This is a genomic window from Desulforamulus ruminis DSM 2154 (assembly GCF_000215085.1).
Classification (GTDB): domain Bacteria; phylum Bacillota; class Desulfotomaculia; order Desulfotomaculales; family Desulfotomaculaceae; genus Desulfotomaculum; species Desulfotomaculum ruminis.
Map to the genome: position 1 here is coordinate 1,466,838 of NC_015589.1, position 22,636 is coordinate 1,489,473.

21 protein-coding genes are annotated in these 22,636 nt (G+C 43.4%); all 21 read left to right on the forward strand.

What is annotated here, in order from left to right; translation table 11 throughout:
* The first annotated feature begins 1 nt into the window (after nucleotide 1).
* The 21 genes from DESRU_RS07340 to rbsD all read left to right on the forward strand — a co-directional run bounded on the left by DESRU_RS07340 (nucleotide 2) and on the right by rbsD (nucleotide 22,611).
* On the forward strand, nucleotides 2-1,684 hold the full coding sequence (locus tag DESRU_RS07340) for an AMP-binding protein (RefSeq protein WP_013841476.1): 1,683 nt from the start codon (nucleotides 2-4) through the stop codon (nucleotides 1,682-1,684).
* A gap of 270 nt (nucleotides 1,685-1,954) precedes the next feature.
* A complete protein-coding gene (locus DESRU_RS07345; RefSeq protein WP_049786788.1) occupies nucleotides 1,955-3,964 on the forward strand; it encodes an acyltransferase family protein in 2,010 nt (669 codons plus the stop codon).
* Between the two features lie 4 nt (nucleotides 3,965-3,968).
* Complete coding sequence (locus tag DESRU_RS07350; protein ID WP_013841478.1) at nucleotides 3,969-4,682, forward strand: response regulator transcription factor; 714 nt, start codon at nucleotides 3,969-3,971, stop codon at nucleotides 4,680-4,682.
* Nucleotides 4,679-6,073 carry a HAMP domain-containing sensor histidine kinase gene (locus tag DESRU_RS07355; RefSeq protein WP_013841479.1) on the forward strand — a complete coding sequence of 465 codons (1,395 nt, stop codon included), beginning with the start codon at nucleotides 4,679-4,681 and terminating at the stop codon, nucleotides 6,071-6,073. Before DESRU_RS07350 ends, DESRU_RS07355 begins: the two co-directional genes overlap by 4 nt.
* Complete coding sequence (locus DESRU_RS07360) at nucleotides 6,066-7,541, forward strand: hypothetical protein (RefSeq protein ID WP_013841480.1); 1,476 nt, start codon at nucleotides 6,066-6,068, stop codon at nucleotides 7,539-7,541. Before DESRU_RS07355 ends, DESRU_RS07360 begins: the two co-directional genes overlap by 8 nt.
* A gap of 1,030 nt (nucleotides 7,542-8,571) precedes the next feature.
* A complete protein-coding gene (locus DESRU_RS07365) occupies nucleotides 8,572-8,895 on the forward strand; it encodes a PadR family transcriptional regulator (RefSeq protein ID WP_041275342.1) in 324 nt (107 codons plus the stop codon).
* The gene (locus DESRU_RS07370) at nucleotides 8,885-9,481 is read left to right on the forward strand and encodes a hypothetical protein (protein ID WP_013841482.1); all 597 of its coding nucleotides are present in this window, start codon (nucleotides 8,885-8,887) and stop codon (nucleotides 9,479-9,481) included. Before DESRU_RS07365 ends, DESRU_RS07370 begins: the two co-directional genes overlap by 11 nt.
* Before the next feature lie 3 nt (nucleotides 9,482-9,484).
* The gene (locus DESRU_RS07375; RefSeq protein ID WP_013841483.1) at nucleotides 9,485-10,177 is read left to right on the forward strand and encodes an MBL fold metallo-hydrolase; all 693 of its coding nucleotides are present in this window, start codon (nucleotides 9,485-9,487) and stop codon (nucleotides 10,175-10,177) included.
* A 317-nt stretch (nucleotides 10,178-10,494) separates the two neighbouring features.
* A complete protein-coding gene (locus tag DESRU_RS07380; RefSeq protein WP_419763405.1) occupies nucleotides 10,495-11,223 on the forward strand; it encodes a hypothetical protein in 729 nt (242 codons plus the stop codon).
* Nucleotides 11,224-11,369: 146 nt separating this feature from the next.
* Entirely contained in the window at nucleotides 11,370-12,062 is a 693-nt protein-coding gene (locus DESRU_RS07385) for a class I SAM-dependent DNA methyltransferase (RefSeq protein WP_013841485.1), read from the forward strand.
* Nucleotides 12,063-12,262: 200 nt separating this feature from the next.
* Nucleotides 12,263-13,918: a restriction endonuclease gene (locus DESRU_RS07390; protein WP_013841486.1), complete on the forward strand. Its 1,656-nt coding sequence runs from the start codon at nucleotides 12,263-12,265 to the stop codon at nucleotides 13,916-13,918.
* A gap of 388 nt (nucleotides 13,919-14,306) precedes the next feature.
* Nucleotides 14,307-14,927, forward strand: coding sequence for a TetR/AcrR family transcriptional regulator (locus tag DESRU_RS19830; RefSeq protein ID WP_013841487.1), 621 nt, complete (start codon nucleotides 14,307-14,309; stop codon nucleotides 14,925-14,927).
* Nucleotides 14,905-16,011 (forward strand): HlyD family secretion protein, encoded by a 1,107-nt coding sequence (locus DESRU_RS07400; protein ID WP_013841488.1) that lies wholly within the window; start codon nucleotides 14,905-14,907, stop codon nucleotides 16,009-16,011. Before DESRU_RS19830 ends, DESRU_RS07400 begins: the two co-directional genes overlap by 23 nt.
* Before the next feature lie 13 nt (nucleotides 16,012-16,024).
* Nucleotides 16,025-17,590: a DHA2 family efflux MFS transporter permease subunit gene (locus tag DESRU_RS07405; protein ID WP_013841489.1), complete on the forward strand. Its 1,566-nt coding sequence runs from the start codon at nucleotides 16,025-16,027 to the stop codon at nucleotides 17,588-17,590.
* A 46-nt stretch (nucleotides 17,591-17,636) separates the two neighbouring features.
* Nucleotides 17,637-18,053 (forward strand): universal stress protein, encoded by a 417-nt coding sequence (locus DESRU_RS07410; RefSeq protein ID WP_013841490.1) that lies wholly within the window; start codon nucleotides 17,637-17,639, stop codon nucleotides 18,051-18,053.
* A 200-nt stretch (nucleotides 18,054-18,253) separates the two neighbouring features.
* Nucleotides 18,254-18,841: a copper amine oxidase N-terminal domain-containing protein gene (locus DESRU_RS19835; protein ID WP_013841491.1), complete on the forward strand. Its 588-nt coding sequence runs from the start codon at nucleotides 18,254-18,256 to the stop codon at nucleotides 18,839-18,841.
* A gap of 249 nt (nucleotides 18,842-19,090) precedes the next feature.
* The gene (locus DESRU_RS07420) at nucleotides 19,091-19,465 is read left to right on the forward strand and encodes a DUF4180 domain-containing protein (protein WP_013841492.1); all 375 of its coding nucleotides are present in this window, start codon (nucleotides 19,091-19,093) and stop codon (nucleotides 19,463-19,465) included.
* Between the two features lie 185 nt (nucleotides 19,466-19,650).
* A complete protein-coding gene (locus DESRU_RS21740) occupies nucleotides 19,651-19,965 on the forward strand; it encodes a zinc ribbon domain-containing protein (protein WP_013841493.1) in 315 nt (104 codons plus the stop codon).
* Between the two features lie 5 nt (nucleotides 19,966-19,970).
* Complete coding sequence (locus DESRU_RS19840; RefSeq protein ID WP_049786743.1) at nucleotides 19,971-20,756, forward strand: protein kinase domain-containing protein; 786 nt, start codon at nucleotides 19,971-19,973, stop codon at nucleotides 20,754-20,756.
* A 417-nt stretch (nucleotides 20,757-21,173) separates the two neighbouring features.
* On the forward strand, nucleotides 21,174-22,190 hold the full coding sequence (locus DESRU_RS07435; RefSeq protein WP_013841495.1) for a LacI family DNA-binding transcriptional regulator: 1,017 nt from the start codon (nucleotides 21,174-21,176) through the stop codon (nucleotides 22,188-22,190).
* A gap of 22 nt (nucleotides 22,191-22,212) precedes the next feature.
* A complete protein-coding gene (rbsD, locus tag DESRU_RS07440; protein ID WP_013841496.1) occupies nucleotides 22,213-22,611 on the forward strand; it encodes a D-ribose pyranase in 399 nt (132 codons plus the stop codon).
* The last annotated feature ends 25 nt before the right edge of the window (nucleotides 22,612-22,636 follow it).

The following is a 22,636-nucleotide window of genomic DNA, read 5'->3' on the forward strand; positions in this document are numbered from 1 at the left end:
TATGATCATGTATGAGAAGTATATCGGCAGGCATCGTGATGAGTTTGTCACGCTGGAGGATTTATATAAAAATTATTCCATAGATTGCCCCGACGATTTTAACTTTGCCTATGATGTGCTCGATGTGCTGGCGGAGAAGAAGCCTGACAAGCTGGCAATGCTGTGGGTTGGCAAAGACGGCAGTGAAAAGAGAATTACCTTCGGAGATATGAAGCGCTGGTCGAACAAAACAGCAAATTATTTTAAAGCGCTGGGGATTAAAAAAGGCGATTTTGTCCTGTTGGTACTGAAAAGAAGTTATTTATTTTGGTATGCCATGCTGGCTCTTCACAAAATCGGTGCCGTAGCTGTCCAGGCAACGCACCTGTTAACGGCCAAGGATTACGTTTACCGCTGTCAGGCGGCCGGCATAAAAATGGCGGTCATTACGGGCGATGGAGATTGCACCCGAGATTTTGACAAAGCCGCTCCGGAATGTAACACCGTCGAGCTAAAAGCTGTTACAGGGCATAAGGCAGCGGGGGAAGGCTGGCTGGATTTTGAGGCCGGCATTGAAGCCGCCCCTGACCATTGGCAGCGTCCAACGGGAGAAGAGGCAACAAAAGTTACGGATATATTGATTACTGCTTTTTCATCCGGCACTACCGGCTATCCAAAGATGGTTGCCCATGATCATTCCTATCCCTTAGGCCATATTATAACGGGGGTCTTTTGGCACAGGGCGGAGCCGGACGGCCTGCATTTCACCATTTCCGACACCGGATGGCTGAAGTCTCTGTGGGGTAAATTTTATGGTCAATGGTTTGCTGAGTCAGCAGTTTTTACCTATGATTTTGATAGCTTTAAAGGGGCCGATATCCTGGAAAAATTGGCCAAATATCGAATTACTACATTTTGTGCTCCGCCAACCATGTACAGGTTTATGCTGAAAGAAGATGTGGGTACCTACGATTTATCCGCCTTAAAACACTGCTGCACGGCGGGAGAAGCATTGAATCCCGAGGTTTATAATCAGTGGAAAAGGGCTACGGGGCTGCGCATCTTTGAGGGCTTTGGACAGACGGAAACAACGCTGTCCTGTTCCACCTTGTACCCATGGGTTCAGCCGAGGCCAGGCTCTATGGGGCTGCCGACCCCGGGTTATGGTTTGGTGATAGTCGATGAAAACGGTCGCGAGGTCGACCCGGGTGTTACCGGTGAAATTTGTTTAAAAGCCGATAGTATGGAAACCAGAACAAAGGGTATCTTCATGGGTTATTATCGGGATGAAATGAGCACCCAAAAAGCATGGCACGACGGATTGTACCATACAGGAGATACTGCCTACCGTGATGAACTGGGTTTTTTGTGGTATGTGGGCAGAAATGATGACATCATCAAATCTTCCGGTTACCGGATCGGGCCCTTTGAGGTGGAGTCGGCACTGGCAGAGCACCCCGCTGTTTTGGAATCAGCGGTGACGGGCATTCCAGATCCCATCAGGGGGTTTGTGGTGAAGGCCACCATTGTGCTTTCCAAGGGCTACGAACCCTGTGAAGAGTTGGTCAAGGAATTACAGGAACATGTGAAAAAAACAACCGCTCCGTATAAATATCCCAGGGTAGTCGAGTTTGTGGCAGAGCTCCCCAAAACAATCAGCGGAAAAATTCGTCGGGTTGCAATTAGGGAAAAAGACATGAATTAAGGTATGACATTTTATGAATCATTTTTTAAAGAGTTGATACCGGTAGTTTTTGATGATAGTTTCAAACCTTTGTTGGCATTAAAGAGCGTTCAATCGCTCTTTTTTTCTTTATTATTTCACGATCCGCAATGATTCGTGAAATTTTAACTTTTTCGTAAGAAATTTTAACTATTTTGTAAAACAATGCAACTCAAAACTTGGTATGGTTAAAAGAAAGAAGCGGCTATGATGGCAATCGGAGGCCCGACATAAGTGGAGAGTGAAGAGAACATGAATGGCAGTAAGGAAACAAATCCCTTGAATCAGCAATCGAACCGAAGGAAAAGGAGGTTGCGGCCGGATTCTATCGGCTACATGCCGGGATTGGACGGATTGAGGGCCTTGGCGGTGTTTGCCGTAATTGCTTATCATCTCAATCTGACCTGGGCTCCGGGAGGGCTTTTAGGGGTAAGTCTTTTTTTTGTACTGTCCGGATATTTAATCACCAATATTCTTCTGAAGCAATGGGAGAACTCCGGAACAATTAATTTGAAAGATTTCTGGCTGCGCAGGGCCCGGCGGTTGCTGCCGGCTCTTTTTGTGATGCTGGCAGGCGTGATGGTCTGGGGGGTGCTTTGCGCTCCGGAACGCTTGGCGGCCTTGAAGCAGGAAGCGCTGGCCGCGGTATTCTATACCAGCAACTGGTATCTGATCTTTCATCAGGTATCCTATTTTGAAAGCTTCGGCCCACCGTCTCCGCTGGGCCATCTCTGGTCTTTGGCGGTAGAAGAACAATTTTATCTTTTCTGGCCCTTTCTTCTGGGCTGGGGACTGCGCTGCCTACGGCAGCGCAAATGGCTGATCGGGGGTACGGTCGCCTGTGTTTTGATTTCCGCTGCAGCGATGGCGCTGATTTACATACCGGGTCATGACCCCAGCCGGGTCTATTATGGAACGGATACCCGTGTTTTCGCCCTGCTTGTGGGGGCTGCCCTGGCCATGATATGGCCCGGCGGGAAAATGAACGCAGACCTGTCCGGCAAAAAGAGACTGGCGCTGGATGCGGCAGGAGGCCTGGGGTTATTGGTGGTACTTCTGATGATCGGCAAAACCAACCAATACCAGCCCTCTCTCTATCAGGGTGGACTCCTGCTATTCTCTTTTGCGGGGGCATGTGTGGTGGCGGTTCTGGCCCACCCGGCCAGCTATCTCGGCCGGTTCTTCGGTTGGAGGCCCTGGCGCTGGCTGGGAGAGTGCTCCTATGGGATTTACTTGTGGCATTACCCGGTTATCATCCTGACCAGTCCGGTTGTCAATACGGAAGGTCCGGACCTTTCCCGCGCCTTCTGGCAGATTGGGGCAAGCATTATCCTGGCGGCTCTTTCCCGCTACATGATTGAGGAGCCCATCCGCTACGGGCGGCGGAAACCGGTGCGAAGGCGGAGGCAGAGGAGGAGGCAGATCCTTCCCTGGTGGCAAAGACCATTGGCCCACAGAGCCAAAATTACGGCGTGCATAATGCTGTTCTTGGTGTTGTTGGTAAACCCCAATGAAGGTACGGAAACTTCCGATAAAGCTTTAGCAAACAGTCAGATGAGGACAGAACAAATGCAAACTGAAAAGAACCCTGAAACTGAAAATAAAATCGAAGCCGAAGCCCAAACCGAAAATGAAGCTCAAACTGAAAAGGAAACCCAAATCGGGACTAAAGCCCAGGAGACAGACAAGGCAGACCCTGCTGCCACCGTGAAACCTGATGCGGCAGATAAAAAGAGTGATGTCGGGGGAGATGAAATTACAGTCATTGGAGATTCCCTAATGATTAATGTGCAACCTGCTTTGCAAGAACACCTGCCGGGCATTGTCATCGACGCGCAAATCGGCAGACAGATGTATCAGGCTCCGGAGGTTATTGCCAGGCTCCAGGAAGAGGGCAAGTTGGGGAGAACCGTGGTTATTGAATTAGGCACTAACGGTTCATTTACAGAAAAGCAGTTGACAGAGGCTCTGGACTCCTTGCAAGGGACTGCGGAGATCGTGCTGGTAAATACCCGTGTCCCAAAGCCTTGGGAGGGGGTAGTAAATGAGACGCTGAAAAAGGTGGCGGAGTCTTACCCCAAGGCCAGGCTGATCGATTGGCATTCGGTCAGCAGCGGCCATGACGATTACTTTTATTCGGACGGGGTTCATCTGACCCGGACGGGTGTGGCAGCCTACAGGGAAATGCTGATCGAAGCCTTGCTTTCCAATCAAAGCGATGAACATAAATCATGTTATAATAACAAAAAACCTAAGGGATGAAAATATGCACGATCATAAGATAAAAGTATTGGTTGTTGAAGATGAAGCTTCGATCCGGCGTTTTATCACCCTCAATCTGGAGATGGCCGGATACGAAGTGGGAGAAGCGCCCAGCGGGGAGGAGGCGCTGGCTCTGCTCACGTCGTTCCTTCCCGATTTGGTGGTGCTGGATCTGATGCTGCCTGGAATAAACGGCCTGGAAGTCTGTGGGCGCATTCGTGAAACCATGCCGGAACCGCTCATCATCATGCTGACGGCCAAAGGACAGGATGCGGATAAAATTATGGGTCTTGAACTGGGAGCGGATGACTATATGGTCAAGCCCTTTAATCCCTTGGAATTGATTGCCAGGATTAAAGCCATGTTAAGGCGCCGGAACCGGTTTGAAGGGAGAAGAACGGCCTATACTTACGGCGATCTGTGCCTGGATACGGCCGCCAATAAACTGCTCAGAAACAATCGGGAAGTGGAGCTGACCCCTACGGAATATTCGATCTTAAAACTGTTTATGGAAAATCCGGGGAAAGCGCTGAAACGGGAAGAGATATTGAATGCGGTCTGGGGAGAAGATTATTTTGGGGACACCAAAACTTTAGATGTACATATCCGGCGGCTCAGAGAAAAAATCGAAGAGAACCCCTCTGAGCCCCGGCATATTAAAACCGTTTGGGGTTCCGGTTACCGGTGGCAGCCGGAGCCCGGCAGGAGGCTGACATGAGAGGAATCAGAGGGAGACTGACGGCCAATTTCATGATCGTGATTTTGGTTTCGGTGGCCATTCTGGAAGTGATGCTGATTTATACGGTGCAGCAGAATTACTACGGCAGCCTAAGGGGTAACCTGACCAATCAGGTTAAGATCAGCGCGGACATGTATTCCAAATACTATTCCGATACCTCTCTGGAAGATAATATCCTGTATAATGTGGATGCCTTTTGGAATCAAAGCAATGCCGAAGTGGAGATTGTGGATCGAGACGGGAAGATTGTTATGGATTCCCTGGGACTAATCCCGGAGCAAGGGGAGCCCACGGAGGATATACAGGATGCGCTCAATGACAAGATGGGGGAATGGGTGGGAAAATTAAACGGTCAGAAAGTCATGGCCGTAGCTTATCCGTTGAAATCCGAGGGTCAAATTGTCGGAGCCTTACGTTTTATTGCGTCTACCGCTGCCATTGATCAGGATATTCAGGACACGGCGAAAAATTTTATTGCCATCGGCCTTTTTGTGGTTCTAGTTGTGGGTTTGCTCAGTATCTTTTTAGCCAATACCATCCTTGTCCCACTGAGGGAAGTGACCGCCGTTGCCGAGAGCATGGCGGCAGGCAATTTCCAAATCAAGAGCAAGAAAAAGCGGGATGACGAGATCGGCAAGCTTTCGGATACCTTGAACTACATGGCAGATGAAATCACCAAAAAAGAGAAGCTGAAAAATGATTTTATCTCTTCGGTTTCCCACGAATTGCGCACCCCGTTGACCTCGATTATGGGCTGGGCGATTACGCTGCAAAGCGAAAAATTCCAGCACAAAGAAATGTTGAACGACGGCCTAGGTATTATCGCCAAGGAGACTAAGCGGCTCACCCGGATGGTCGAAGAGCTCCTGGACTTTTCCAAGTTCGTTTCCGGCAGGATTAAACTTGAATATGAAAACGTGAATTTGACCGAGTTGATGGAGCATATCCGCAAACAGTTGATGCCGCGGGCGCTGCGGGATAATATCCATTTCACGGTTGATTACCCGGAAGGCCTTCCCGATCTGATGACCGATGCCAACCGTTTGAAACAAGTATTGATCAATATTTTAGATAATGCCTTGAACTTTACGAGTGCCGGAGGGTCTGTCCATTTTCAGGTCCAGGTAGGGGAAAAAGAATATACGTTTACGATTGCCGATAGTGGATGCGGCATTACTGCCGAGGAGCTGCCGATGGTGAAAGAAAAGTTTTATAAAGGCAGGAGCTCACGTTCCAAAAACGGCATTGGTTTATCCATCTGTGAAGAGATTGTCACCCTAATGAAGGGGCGGCTGGAAATCAGCAGCGAAGTCAATGTGGGGACAACCGTGGTTATTACTCTGCCCAGAGGGGTGCGTGCCAATGGTTAAAAGACGCCTGCTTCTGTTGCTTCCCTTTTTACTGCTGATGCTTAGCGGATGTGCCGAATCTTCGGGCGCAGCGGCCGGTAAGATTATCCCGCCGTCCAACTCGGTCTACCCGTTAGTTGGTAAATGGACGGTGCTTCAAGAGTTGGACACCGACCGCAATGGAGAAGAGTCAACCCGGCAATGGGTTGGAAGTGATGTTCAGTTTGCTGCAGGTGCCGTCTCCTTTGGCGGACATGTCTGGGACAAACTTTCTTATAAAATCAAGAGGGTAAATGCAGCCGATTATCTGATGATGAGATACATTCCATCTGACGCTATTTCTGCCCCAAAAACCGGGAAGGTCGATGTCATAACGGTTTATGCCTCGGCTAATTATCTGGGCGAATTTATGAAGCTTGATGATACAAACATGATTTTCTTTATGCAAAATAAAAATCTACTCTTGAAAAAAGTTGCCGATCAGGCGGACAGTACGCTGATGAGAGCAGCCAATGCCAATGCTCAGGATATGAATCAGAACTACAACGAAGGGATTTCCGGTGTCTTGCTGGGACTGAGGATCCCTTCGGGCGCCGGCTATACCTATCAAACCCTTTGGATTGCCGTCGAGCATCAGCAACTTCACCCGGTTTTGGCGGCTGAACGGATTTTTTTTCCGCGCACCAGCGGTTTTTGGGAGTTTGATGTCCAGGATAACTCTGCCGAGGGGGAGAAAGACAATATCCTGACGGCCCGCAATGTGGCAGCCAAGATCCCCGACATGAAAGAAGGGGAAGAAGGAACTGGCGATCAAGCCTATAACGATCCGGCGCTAAGAATCATCAATTATATTGGCAATGATTATGTGGCCATCGAAAAGAGAAGCGCCGGGGTTAATCAATTACAGGTGCTTCCCATAGACAAATTATCATCGCCTACCGAAATAAAGGTGTTCGATTTGCTGGGGGACAATGGATTAAATGCTTATTTGAGCGCCAGGGAACAGGCTGTTGCAGCTTTAAGGGACAAAGGAGTTACCTCGTTCAAACGGGATGAGTCCGGGGAAAATTTTGGCCTGGTGCGGAAAAACGGCCATTGGTTTCTTGTAGGGAGAGTCAATTATCAAAGGGGCGGGACCTTTGAGCAAACAGACTTTGATCTCAAGATCATCCCTCCGGCCAATTTGATCTTCTATGACACCCTGGTCTTAAGCTGGCATAATATCAAAGACCGGGTTCCCGATGCCATGGACGCCTTTACCTCGCCCAATAAGAATATTGCCCTGGTTAAAACTAAAAATAAATTAACGATTTACCCCATCGGTACGGAGCAATTAGCAGAAAACCCTTTGGCAGGGCTGGACCTGCCGGAAGGAACGACCGTAATCATGGCTGAGTGGGCCACCGGGTCTTACGTTGACAGTTGGGAGAAATCTTTTCTCGCTTATGGCGCCCAAGCCTTATCGGGCAACTCTGTTCGGATACGCTGAACAATGCAAAAAGTATATAAAATTTAAAACGCACGTTAATTGGAGTTGTAGCATTGTTGAAATATGGAAATTGGTGTAATGAAATCGCTATGTGTCCATTAGTGATCAGTGTCTTGAGGATGAAATATTAAAGATTTACAATAAATTACGCTTAATCGTAGATTCACCAAAGAAGAAAGAGGCAAAAGTGGTAAAACAAATAAAACAGTGTACAAATGCGATCAATCGTCAACTCAGGAGAGTGTTAGGCGTTGGTAAGAGATAGTAGAGCGAATTTAGAGATTATACCAGATCGATGGTGGCAAGCGAAACGTCTCCTTGCCACCCATATAGAGTGCCTAATATTATTGAAAAAGATGGGCGTGTAAATCTCGCACCCTTTAAAATTGGTTTTTGAAGTTATAATGGATGGTATGTCACTATCTTTTGAGACCTCAATTTTGTCAATAAGTTGTAAAGAATTTCTTCATCTGAAAATATCAAGTTTGACAGAACTTCTAACCTCTTTTAGGAACAAACGAAGACATCGGCTTCAATGAATTCTTAACCCCTGTTATTCCGGTTTTTACCCAGATATTCATATCTTCAAATCTTCCCATAATATTGCAGTTGTTTTACAAGTCTTCCTTCCTGCATAATCATAACCAAGCTTACTCAGTACAATATTCATTCCGTTGGAAAGGACACGGGATAAACTGAATAATGTAATAAAACCTTTATCAGTCAATTCCTGCTCAAGAATTGATCCAAAATACAGAACTCGGCCTTTCAACCACTGAAAGAGGTTTTATCCGGCTGACCTTGGCCTCTTCCACCCCTTCGGCAGCCCCGATGACCTCCCGGTAAAATCCTCATAGCATTCAAGATATTTTTTATTTTCGAAAATAAAAGGAAGTAATATAAAACAGGGCTTTTAAAAAATCTGTTGATTAATCATCTACTCTATGTTATTGTGTAGTAGTACTAAATATAATTGATTACCAACGAGATTGAATACCGAGGGGGTGGTATTCTGGAGAACCTAAGCGAAATGCTCAAAGGCGTTTTGGACGGCATAGTGCTTGAGATCATCAGTCGCGATGAAATATACGGATATGAGATTGCTAAAAGGCTACACGCAATGGGTTTTGAAGGGCTTGCGGAAGCGACTGTATATGCGTTACTGTTACGGCTGGAAAAAAACAAGTTGGTTCACATTACAAAAAAACCTTCGGAAATAGGACCCCCTAGAAAGTTTTATACGCTGAACGAGCGGGGGCTTGAAGAACTGGCGACTTTTTGGGCAAGATGGGATTTTCTAAGTGAGCGTATTCAAATTTTAAGAAATAATGGGGGGAAAGATAATGAGCTTTAGCCATGAGGTTAAGGAAAGAATTAACCGGTTTGCAAAGGAACAATCACAGTACTATTTGGAAGAAGCCGAAATGACCTATATGGAAAAGCTGCGACGGAAAACCGGTCAGACCAAGAGCAAGATTATGGCGAGACTTGCTAAGTTTAAGAACCGCTCGGAGACGTCACTTGAAGCGCAAAACGATATGATTCTCTATATGAGTGATTATATGAATGATTTGATCGCTGAAGGATGTTCCGAACAGGAAGCCTTTGAACGCGCGAAAGAGGAACTTAAGTTTCGCAGTGAAACCCCAAAGTCTTTCGATCTGCAGGAGCGGTTTGCAGAGTACTATGAAAACCGCGACCCTGCCGATTACGAGGCCATCGGTCTGTTTTATGCAGGATTTATGTTCTTTGGGCTCTCTATCGGCGCGCTTGTTGGATTTCTTGGCAGCGGCGGGCGGGAGATGTTCCTCTCCGGCGGTTGGATTGATACGCTAATTGGCGTTATTGCCGGCGCAATTATCGGAATGGGATTAGGGCTTATCAGCAACGCAATTATTGTATTGAAGAAAAAAGATAAATCGGGGAAGCATAGGAGTTAGATAATGGAAAAGGTTATCGTATTGGATTTAAAACTTAAATTTGGTCAAACAGAGGATGTAATCCATCCAGTTTTATTAAAAGATGATAGGAATATGGTATTGGTAGATTGCGGATATACCGGCTTTCTTCCTGTTATCGAACAGGCAATGGCAGAAAAAAATCTTTCTTGCAGCGAATTGACGCATATTTTGATTACTCATCAGGACCATGATCATATGGGTGCATTGTCTGAATTAAAACAGAAATATCCTAAAATACAGGTTGTGGCCAGTGACAAGGAGTCCCCGTATATTTCAGGTAAATTCAAGTCCCTACGGTTAGAACAAGCCGAGGCCATGCAGCCGAATTTACCTGAAGAACAAAAACCATTTGGATTAGCTTTTTGTAATATCCTGAAAAATGTTCGGCCTGTTGAAGTAGACCTGGAAGTACGGGACGGAGATGTTTTGGATTGGTGCGGAGGTTGTACCATCCTCGGAACGCCGGGACATACGCCAGGTCACATTGCTGTCTATATAAATAAGAAAAAAGTTCTTATAACAGGGGATGCGGCAGCACTTGAGAATGGGGAATTGGTAATTGCAAATCCTCAATTCACATTAGATATAAAAGAGGCTGAAGAATCCCTTCGCAAAATCATTAATTATGGCGCCAAAGAAATGATATGCTATCATGGAGGCATATTTATATCTTAAATCCCTTGCTGCAGAGTAAAAGAAAAACAGAAATGGAAAGAAAGCGAAGCAGGCTTTGTTGGAAAGTAGTTTTATCTATCCTAGGCTACAAGTCTGAGTGGTCTATAAACGAAGAAATCCGCTGCTTTCTTTTCAAAAGCTATCCCGTTTGCCTGTCGCGAGCGGGATTTTGCCGTGTATGAGCGTAATGTTAAGGTGTTTTCCATTTTTACTAGTTAGGCTTTGTGATAAAATTTGATAAAAGAAGGCATATAAAAACGGTTTATTCTTTGTAATACTGACCAAAAAGAATGTCCCTATTGTCCTATAAGAAGAAGGTGTGTAGTTTGAAACGAAAAGTATATACGCTGTTAATCATGATTTTTGCTGCTTGTTGTTTTTTCCCAACCATTACATATGCCAATTCAGCCGAGCCTCCCGCATTAATCGTGATTATGAAAAATGCCCCCGAGGATGTTTCAGTTGCCATCATTTCCGCAGAAACTTTGCAGGAAGGGGAAAAAAGCAAGACCGCTTGGGAAACATCCTATGCTTTCTACAATAGAGATATTGGGAGCAATAAAGAAATAAAAATTAAAGTATCGGGAAACGGCACCAGTTATGATCAAATTATCGGGAAGCAATACTTGACCGGTTATAATAGCATTGTGACCTTAGATTTTTCCGCACAAACCATAACAGCCGGGAAGCTGTTGTCTCGATCAATCCTTTTAGTGACGCTGCGGGTATTTTTTACTTTAGCGATTGAAGGCGTAATCTTTTTTCTGTTTGGGTTCCGTGATAAAAACAGTTGGCTTGCCTTCCTAATTATAAATTTATTGACACAAGGCATTTTAAATGTAGTCCTGAACGGAGCTTCTCCTTTTGCCAGCTATTTGATTTTGAACCTCATTTTGATGGAGTTTTGGGTGTTTATAACCGAAATCATAGGAGTCCTTGTTTTTATCAAAGAACATGGGAAATTCCGTCGCCTTTCTTATGTGTTGGTTGCAAATTTCGCCAGCCTGGTATTAGGCGGTTATTTGATTACTGTTTTGCCAATCTAGTTTAAAATAATCAAACTCTATTTTGCCTCAAAATTAGATCAAGGTTCAAAGAGTTTCGCTAATTTTATTATGAATCCAGACAGGATTCTAGGCGGTTGGTGCAGTAGTGTTTGTGTTATTTGTATAATCTTAATGGAGGATAAAATTTGAAGAATACAAATATAGAAAGTTTACATGCTTGGGAAACCAATGCGAAGTTTTGGGATAATCAAATGGGCGATGAATCAAACCGCTTTCATCGCGAGATTGTCCGCCCGCATACCGAAGAATTATTGGAGATTAAGTCGGACGATTTCGTTTTGGATATAGCCTGCGGCAACGGCAATTTTTCAAAAAGGCTTGCCGAGCAAGGTGTAAAAGTTGTTGGGTTTGATTACAGTCCTAAAATGATTGAACTTGCGAAGATCCGCAGAGTAAATGTCCTGGACAAAGTAATTTTTAAAGTTTGTGATGCTACCGATTATGAGCAACTCATGAATTTACGGCAAGAAAGACCTTTTACAAAAGCGGTTGCCAACATGGCAATTATGGATATTTCCGATATAGAACCATTGTTTAAAGCAGTTTTTGATCTGCTGTGTGAGAATGGGATTTTTGTATTTGCTACACACCACCCTTGTTTCACCTATCCCAATGAGGATTATTTCACTTCTTGCGTTCATAAAGGCGTTGCAATCGAGGGACAACCAGTTTTGCAAAACTATTATCACAGGTCCATTCAAGACATACTTAATCTTGCTTTTAAATGTGGATTTATAATTGATGGATTTTACGAAGTACCATTTCCTGGCGAAAATACTCCAATAATTATGATAGTACGCTTAAAAAAATTTATATAGTCTATGACGGGAAGCTAGGGGTGTCAGCTCACTGCTTCCCGTCTTCATATAAGTTAAAAATATATTGGTATACTGAATAGAATAGAAGGGACATTCCCTTTTGTCTCCAATGTATTGCAACGGTAGAGAAAGCGGTAGCTGCCAATTATAAAATTCCGGAGACTCGTTGGTGCGCATGAGAAGTAATAAGGAGGAGAGGCGTGAGATTTCCAGATAGTACGGGTTTATTGCTTACCATTGTCGATGGTTTTATCAAAGGTGAAGAGATGATGGTTCAACCCATTGATAATTACCATTATCCTTTTCACGATTTTATAGATAAGGCTCAAGCCGGTGAACTAATTTCATCTGATATTGAAGACTGCATTAAGGTCCCTAAGCTTTATATTATTGCTGGGTATAGGGATAAGGTTTATCGTGTGGAGCAAACATGGAGAACAAAAATTAAGCAAGCATTTGAACAATTCTGCCAGAATGAGCAGATACTGAAGAGGATTAAGGGAGAGGTAAAAAAAAGAGAGCACTACTGCTTGGAATCATTCTATTGGCTCTACCTATCAGAATTGATGACTGGTGACCATGTTTATTATCCGAGAGAAATGAAGATTGAAAATGAGGATTTAGTGATATTGGCTTTTTACTGGACGCCTAATCTTGATGACAATCTTTTAGACCGCGTGGAACAGACAATTTCTTTTTGGATGGATCGCGAGCAACCGGCTTTAAAAGGTTATCAATATTTAAATCGTTCTTTTATTTTGCAAAATATGATTGGCCGCAAAGTATTGGCTACTATTCCCGATAGAGAAGGAAACTGGGGTTTGGTACTTGAAGGGGGACTATTTTTACCGCTAGCGGATGATTTTGAAGCTGGTCTATGCAAGTTAAATAGTAATCATATTAACCAATGGACTGTTGGCGAGGTAGAAGAAATATTGCTTAATCCTATTTATTCCTTTGGCTACTATTACCAAGATATAGACTTAGTTTGTGAATGGTTCTATGTTTTTCTTTACGGGTTGGCTACCGTTGACGAGGAAGTATTGGCTACCGTTGATCTTAAATCTTTATACCAAAGCTTTTGTGATTATATAGGGAAACATATTTGTCCTTATACTTTAATTGAGGAAAAAATTTTAGAAGTAAGCCAATTTATAGCAGTACTTAAAATAACATTAGGTAATATAAAAGAGTATCTAAAAGGGGAAGAGGAAGCAGGCGTTTCTAAAAATATTTTAATGATGATGCGAAACCGGCATGCCTATTTACCGGTGGTTCATAAGTTTATTCGCAGAAATTCTGACTTGGCTATAATAAACACATCCTGCTCCATTACTTTCGATTATAGATATTGGGAAAATGAGCTTGATAATTTGAGAAAGGCTACCCGTTCTGACGAGAAGGGAAAAAGACTGGAAGACCTGATACAGTATTTTATTGGCGCTATCCCTGGCTTAAAAGTTACTGATGTCAGGGCAAAAAGGGGAAGGGCCGAAGTGGATATTTTCTGCTGCAATATTTCATATGATTCCTGCCTTTGGAAACTTGGCGCATTGGTTCTGATCGAATGTAAGAATAGAAAAGAGAAAGTGGAGGTATCGGATATCCGGAACATGGTCCCTACGATGGAGGCTAAAGGCATTCATGGGGCCATGATTTATAGTCGAGCAGGCTTTTCATCAGTTGCTATGAGTGAAATTAAACATCAACTTTTGGGCGGAAAGATCATTGTTCCCGTATCTTTGGAAGAACTGGAGAGAGTAGGCAAGGAGAAGAGTGCTTATGATCTTTTGAGAGAGAAAATAGATCACTTTGATAAGATTCTGGAAGACGATGATAGGCAATTGTATTTTTGATACCTATTTTTCAGGAAAGTTAGTTTCTAGTCTGCTTGGTGGATCAGAGGTTGAATATGAATTTTGAATAGAGATATGGGAAGCCGACTGGGGTGAGAGATCACTTTGGTTGGCTTATTTTTTGAAGCAAAATTAATTTATATAGGGGCATGTCTTTAGCTATCAACTTGAAGGTCCAAACTTAAGCTGCCTTATCCTTCATTGGAAGGCCTATCATTACATGATGCGGCATGGTCTCCAAAAGAAATTTATTATTGGTTATAGAACACTTCTTAAAGATTTATTGACATAATGCTTATCCACTTGATAAAAAAATCATTGACGGATTTGTGAACGTTATTCATAATTATAACTATCAGAATAAATACCAAGTATTGGAGATGATGAGTTGAGAGCAAGGGTAGAACGAGAACGGGAATTCAGAAGAGAGAGCATTATAAAGGCTACCGAGGAACTTTTAAACGAAAAGGCTTTTGAGTCAATTACCATGGACGATATAGCTGAAAAATCTGATTTTGCTAAAGCATCCATTTATCAGTATTTCAAAAACAAGGATGAATTAATGTCCGAGGTTTTTTCAAAGTGTATGGAGACGCAATGTAATTCGATAAAAGAAAGATGTTTGTCGTTGACGGCCCCGGAACAAGCGATAAGGAATTATATAATGATTGAATTTGAATTTATTCACCAACACCCCTGGGTACCGAAAGTCTCGGCAACCATTCCATTTGAAGGTTTTAATGCGGAAAGCCGTTTGATTGATCTATACAATCAGAAGAAAAGGCTCCTGGCTGCTATCATCCAACGTGGACAAGCCGAAGGAACATTTATTGAATCCGATCTGGTTGTTTTGACCAATATGATCCTCTCGGTAAGTATAGGATTTGTAAGCTACATATCTACTCATATGTCTGCTGATTTAAAAAGCCCGGTGACCGAGATGATGATTTCAACCATTACTAAAGGAATGACTAGGGGGAGCAGTAATGAATCCAATAGAAGCAAATAATCATCTGGAAAATCCAAAGAGAAAGTCCATTTCCAAGATGACCCGCATTGGTATCTTGGCCGTAGTCATTATTGCTGTGGCTATTTTCGGCATTCGCTGGTACATTCAATTAACAACTACGGTTACAACAGATAATGCCAAAGTGTCGTCAGATTTGGTTAATATTTGTGCAGATGTTAGTGGCCGACTTACCGAAGTCCATGTTAAGGAAGGAGATACTGTGAAAGTAGGGCAGTTGTTGGCCCAAGTGGATGAGTCCCAATATCTGATTAATGCTTCCCAAGCGCAAGCAGTGTGGGAAATTAGCAAAATAGCCATTACTAAGTTGCCAAACGATATTGAGGCTGCACAAAAGTCCGTTTCAAAGGCAGAGAATTCCTTATCTGCAGCCATCGCTCAAGCCGCTATTAGCAAATTGGCAATGGAAGATAGCAAGCGTATATTGGACAACAACACGACTTTATACCAGCAAGGAGCGGTTTCCAAAGAAACCTTGGATAAATGTACAACTGAATACGAAACAGCGGTGAAAGCCTTGGAAGCAGCCAATGCCAATGTTCAGGCTGCTCAAGATTCCGTATCAGCCGCTCAAATCCAATTAGATACCTTGAAAAAAACCGGTGATGCCACCTATGCCGCCCAGGAAAAGCAGGCCAAAGCCACTTATGATAAAGCTCAACTGGATTTGGCGCATACCACCATTAAATCTCCCATTAGTGGAAATGTAGTAAAAGTTACGGCTCTAAAAGGACAAAACGTTAGCTCGGGCAGTTCCTTGTTTACCATCGTAAATCCCGAGCGAGTCTGGATCTTAGCCAACATTGAAGAAAAAAAGGTAGGACGGATACATATCGGTGATAAGGTCAAGGTTACCGTGGACGCCTACCCTGATATGGTTCTAGACGGCAAGGTTGAAGAGGTTTCTGGAGTCACTCAATCAAGTTTTTCCGTATTACCAACAGAGAATGCATCTGGCAACTATACGAAAGTAGCCCAACGCCTGCCCATTAAAATAAGTGTGGTTCAGCAGGGTGATAGGTTAAAGCCGGGTATGTCTGCCGTTGTGACGATCAAAACTAAATGAGTGGGGATTATTAATGAATACCGGTGAACTACAGAATAAAGTCAACTGGCCAGTAACCTCTGTTATCATAATGGGAACCTTCCTACAAGCCCTAACCGGGAATATTGTTAATGTGGCGCTGCCCAAACTGATGGCTGTTTTTGGTACCAATGCCAACGACATTCAATGGGTACTCACAGCCTACATGATGACCCAGGGAATCATAATTGCCCTGGCCGGTTATTTAGGGGATAAATATGGATATAAGCAAACCTTTGTTTTTGCCCTAATCGCCTTTACTTTGGGTTCCTTCTTATGTGGCTCAGCATTTAATTTTAATATGATGATCATAAGCAGGGTGCTGCAGGGGATAGGGGCAGGGATTATCATGCCTTTAGGCATGGCCATTTGCTTCAGAGTTACCCCCATATCCAAAATTGGCATGGTGCTTGGCGTATGGGGGATTGCCGGAATGGCAACCATGGCTATTGGTCCCTCTTTAGGTGGGTATCTTATTGAAGTAGCCAGTTGGCGAACACTTTTTTATATCAATGTACCGATTGGTTTGCTAGCCATATTTATGGGAATTACTTTATTGCCGGAAATGGAGAAAAAAGCAACAACAACATTCGATACAATCGGTATTACAACCATCTGCATCGGTTTGTTTTGTTTAATATTTGCATTAAGCAAGGGCAATCAGATGGGGTGGGGAGATCCTGTGATTGTCGCCATGTTGTTTGTTGGAATTGTTAACCTGCTGGTGATGGTTGTTCACGAACTTCGATGTCCAGAACCGGTTCTGGATATGCGATTGTTTAAGGATAAGCTTTTCACTTTGTCTACCATTACTTCTTCTTTCATTCAAGTGGCCATGGTCGTGGTGGTTTATTTATTTCCTCTTTTCATGCAAAGCGTACTCGGGCAGACCGCAATGCAAACCGGCTTGGTCTTATTGCCGTCTGCGGTGGTTACGGCGATATTTATGCCCATCAGCGGTAAGCTGTTCGATAAATACGGGGCCCGGTATCTGGTCCTAAGCGGCCTAGTAATTATGGCTGTTTCCTCTTACGCCATGAAGGACTTTAACGGGTCTACATCTTTTAGCACCATGATGTTTTGGTTATCCATCCGGGGAATAGGAATAGGGCTGGCGTTGTCACCAGCCATTAATGTGGGAATGGTAAGTCTTCCGAAAGAATCAACCGGCACCGCCTCTTCCCTGGGAAATGTCATTCGGAGTGTGACAAGCACTTTTGGAATTGCGGTCATGACCAATTTAATGCAATCGCGGAGTACCTTCCATTATGCTAATTTGGCTCAGAATGTCGTTTTGGATAAAGCGGACGGCTTGCAAATGCTTTCAGCCTTGCAAGGGATAGGGTTAAATGCCGGTCTTGGGGCACAAGGAGGCCAGATCCTTAGTATGTCTGTTTTGTACAAGTACGTATCCCAGCAATCCATGGTCATGGCTATATCCGATTGTTTTATTATCGGTGCTGTGTTGTGCGGTTTGGCATTTATATTAGCCTTATTCTTGCATGATCAAAAGAAAGTCAATGTTGCCGCCGGTGGTTCTGACATCGCGGAAGTTAAATAAAAATTCCAAAGGCTGATCATAAATTAAGGAGGGAGGGGAGCGCCGGATGTTTAAGAAAATTATGGTCGCAACCGATGGATCTGCCCAGGCGGAGAAAGCCCTAAAAACTGCTGTAGACCTAGCTAAAACAGAAGAGGCCGTTCTCACCATCTTATCCGTGACTCCGGTGACAGATATGGGATCAGAGGGAATGATCGGCTTATCCCGTGCCGAAGCCGCAAAAATGGAAGTTCCTTTTTTACGGAAGGCTCAGGAATATGCTGCCAACCATAACGTGGATGCCAGAACATTAACCTTATATGGACATCCAGGACAGGTTATTGTAGATTATCTTAATGGGCATCCCCATGATTTGGCAGTTCTTGGACATCGGGGAATGTCCAATATCCAAGCTTTTCTGATGGGGAGCGTAGCCTATAAGGTAGCCAACTTAGCTCCTTGTGCTGTACTCATTGTTAAATAATCTGGTGTAAATGAGGTATAAAAAATGTCATAGATTTGTGAAAGAATATGTAAAATTGTAAAATTAGAAGGAAACTGGAATTAAAATATCAAAATAAAATTCTAAAAAGTGAATAATGTTCAATTTTAAAAGGGAGGGGGCAAAGTAGGTTACTTAGGGACCAAAATACTAGATGAATGAATAAATCAAGGAGGTCAAAAATGAGAAAGAAATTAACAGCAGTATTAACATTATGTCTTCTTTTGTTAAGTACCAGCCTTGCCATGGCGGCGGCGCCACCGACCATTTATATTAATGAGGACAGCCTAGTTACAGAAAACCCGGCTGTTATTGAAGAAGGCAGAACACTGCTGCCATTAAGGGCTATTTTTGAAGCCATGGGTCAGGAAGTAGGATGGAATGCTGAGGATCAGTCAATTACTTCTGGAGGCATATGGTTACAGATCGATAACCCTACTGCCACTGTTGATGGAGTAGAAGTAACTTTAGACGTGCCTGCAAAAATAATTGATAATAGTACTTACGTGCCTTTACGCTTTATTGCTGAAAGCTTAGGGAAAGATGTCAATTGGGATGGCGATCAGAATCGCATTGACATCATGGACAAGCCTGCAACTGACGCAGATCAACCGACCGATGAGGAATTAACTACCGATGAAGAAACAACCACCGATGAAGAAATAGCTACAGATGAAGAAGAAGTAACCGCCGATGACAACGCAGCCAATGACGAGACAGATGAAGATTCCCCTCAAGAAGACACAGTAGACGTTGATGAGGTAGAATAACCAATTGATTGGATACCTAGTTGGTTTGGACAGTGGAGAAAGTCGTGGATCTTTGATCCCGGCTTTCTTTTTTAGTGGTCCGAGGTATTTTTCTACCAAAAGGCATTGCACCCTGGGATCCTGGGCATAGAATGCGATGAATGAAATTGGATATATTAAAATCACTTAAAATTAATATTTATAATGATAAGAATATCTATAAAGACCACGTAAGTATATATAACTCAACTTCCGAAAGGAATGGTATGTATGGAAATCAAAGTGGATCATAAGAACGGTTCAAAAGTGGCGATTATCATAAGTGACGATATTGTTATTAATAACGTGAATGATGCGTTAGATTTACTTGCAGTTGTCCATTATGATAACGGGTGTGAAAAAATGCTTGTGAAAAAAGAAAATATAAATGACGATTTTTTTGAACTTAAAACAGGGCTTGCGGGTGAAATTTTGCAAAAATATACGAACTATCATATGAAGATTGCTATTGTCGGGGAATTCGAAGGCTATAACAGCAAAAGCCTGAACGATTTTATTTATGAATGCAATCAAGGGAATAACGTGTTCTTTAAGAGAACATCAGCGGAAGCACTGGCTGAACTTCATGGGCTTAAGCCTGTCTAATAAAGTCTTTCCATACATACTCGGACATACCCAATAAGTATGAGGTAATCACAAGTTGTGCGCGTCACTTGTGAATTTATCCTGCAGGCATTAAAATAATAGTAAATATGTAACATGTACACCGATTTTTTCTATAGCAAACGTTATTTCAATTTGATGCATTATCTATAAAAGGAGGGTTCTTTATGCAATGTCCTGCTTGTAATCAACAGATTCAAGACGAATTTAAATTTTGTCCGCACTGTGGCCATAAAGTAAATAATACTTGCTCCGGGTGTGGGAAAAATTTGCAGCCGGAATGGGTTACCTGTCCCTATTGCGGTCTGGCTGCCAAAGGACAGGGAACTGCACAGCCGCTGCCTCCCCAACCTCCTCAAAAGCCTCAATACTCACAACATCCTCCGACCTATCCATCCGGTCATCGGGATTATCATTCCGGTTCGTCGGGTCGTTACCGTAAACGGAAAAAAGGTTTGTTTGGCAGTTTTTTTTCCTCTTAAAATCATTGTCGCCAATCAACGGATATTATGTTGATACGCTGATTGGCGGCGGCAGTTACGGAGTGGTGGTAAGAGTCCGTAAAGCGAACCGTTATTATGCTATGAAGGTATGTTCCGATGAATTCCTGCGGCAAAGTCTGCAGGTGTCTTGTACCGCCGCTGATTTATGCCGCCGGGAAGCGGCGGTCCTAAAGTGCATCCGTCACCCGGAGATTCCCGGTTATATTGATTGCTTCCGGCATAAAGATTTATTTTGCTTAGTGGAGGATTATATACCCGGCCATACACTGGCAACAACAATGAATAACGGCTGCTGCTACCGGGAAGAGGAAGTAAAGAAAATTATCTTAAAATTGCTCTTGATCCTGAATTTCCTTCATACTCCCACTGCTCGGAAACCTGCTATCATTCACCGGGACTTGCGTTTATCCAACCTGATTATGGAGGATGAGCGCCTTTTTCTAATCGACTTCGGCCTAGCGTACCGTATACCAAATCACCATGATATGAAATTATTGTCCCAATGCCGGACTGTCAGATCGGCGGCCAATGCTTCACCCTCTTATGTTGAAAAACGAAATGATTTTTCCCTACAAAGCGATTTGTTTGGCGCCGGGGTGGTGGCAATTGATCTTTTTACTAATTCCGTTGTATCGGATAATACCATACCCTGGGAACAGAAAATTCCGGTTTCTCTACCGTTTAAATCGTATATCCGGAGACTGTTGGGGGTTGAGAGTGGGTTTGGGTCGTGCCTTGAAGCAATTGAACATTTGCGTTCCCTGGTCTAGTGTGGAAGCAGAATACCATCCTGTTGGAAGGCCGTATCTATATCCTTACTGAAAGGAAACATTCTTAAGTAGATGGAAATATTTGGGGAATTTTATAATGAGAGCTGCTCCACATCGCTATGCTGTGAAGCAGCTTTTTTTAATAATCTATAGGCAAATGTCAAAGAGAAGGAAAATAATTAAACGTAATTGCCGGCAGAATTGCCGCTATCGGCATCTGATAGGCCCTGCTAAAAAGGCATTGACAATATAGAATATTTTGAATAAAATAAAACAAAATCTAAACGTTTACATTATTTTGTTCCTAATCAGAAACAAGAACCCCCATAAAATAGCAATTATTTTACTTTAAATGCCATAAGTGCTTATTTTTAAAGAAATATAATGAAATCGTTTACATTAAGGTGGGCTTATAAAATGTCTAAACCAACCATTGAGGATGTAGCAAAATTAGCTAAAGTTTCAACGGCCACAGTGTCTAGGGTTATAAATAAACAAGGTGGCGTTCGGAAAGCCACCGAAGAGCGTATTGCCAAGGCGATCAGTCAGCTAGATTATATCCCAAACGCGGTGGCCAGAAGTATGGTCAAGAAGACAACCAAGACCATTGGGGTAATCATTCCGGATATCAATAACCCGTTCTTTCCGTTAGTTGTATCAGGGATAGAGCAGCAGGCCAGGGAAAAAGGCTATTTTACTGTTCTTTGTAACACAAATGAGTCCCCTGAAATTGAAAGGGAATTAACTCAAATCCTGCTGGAAAGAAGTGTTGACGGCTTAATCGTTACAACTGCCGATGAGGATGGAAAGCAACTTCAATCTGCCATTGACCGAGGTATTCCCATTGTTGCGGTGGATAGAGCAATTAAAAGTTTTGAGGTTGATACCGTTTTAGTGGGCAATATTGATGGTGCCTATCAAGCAACAAGACATTTGATCTTACAGGGTCATAAAAGAATTGCCATTATCTGTGGTCCCCAAAATACAACTCCGGGATATGAGCGTTTTGTTGGTTTTAAGAAAGCGTTGGAAGAATATCAGATTCCTTTACCCGAAGATTTAGTGCTGGAAGGGGATTTTAAGGAAGAAAGCGGCTTCAAGCTGACCCAAAAGTTGTATTCAATGCAGGAACGGCCTACAGCCATCTTTTCATCAAATAACCTGATGACTGTGGGTTGTGTAAAGGCCGTTATGGAGACCGGGTGGCAGATGGGAAAAGAATTAGCCTTCATCGGTTTCGATGATGTTGATATTGCCACTTTTGTTACCCCTTCTCTATCTGTGGTTTCAAGGCCCATGAGACAGTTGGGGGAGCTGGCGTTTGATATTCTTTATGAAAAAATGACCAGTACAGGTGAATGGGTAAGGCGGCACTATGTTTTATCCCCGGAATTAAAGATAAGGCAATCATGTACCATTAAAAATACAAATTGATGGACAGAAAGGATGTTTCACCATGAAAAAAGGCGGCATTTTAAATCCCGCACTGAACAAGCTAATTGCAGAAACGGGCCACACGGATTACATTGTAGTAACCGATGCAGGATTGCCCCTTCCGGAGAATGTCAATACCCGCATTGACTTTGCGCTGAAACCCGGAACTCCAACTTTTTTAGAGCTGCTCGATACGGTTCTTAGTGAACTAATTGTTGAAAGAATCATACTGGCCGAAGAAGTAAAGACGATCAGTCCGGAGATGCATGAAGAAATCCTTAAACGCTTTCCCGGGATTTCAGTTGAATATGTTCCCCATGTTCAGTTTAAACAAAAAACCAAGGAAGCCCGTGGACTGGTTAGAAGTGGAGAGTTTACCCCCTACGCCAATGTAATTTTAGTGGCTGGAGTTGCTTACTAAGCCTGTAGAGGGAAGGGGATATGCT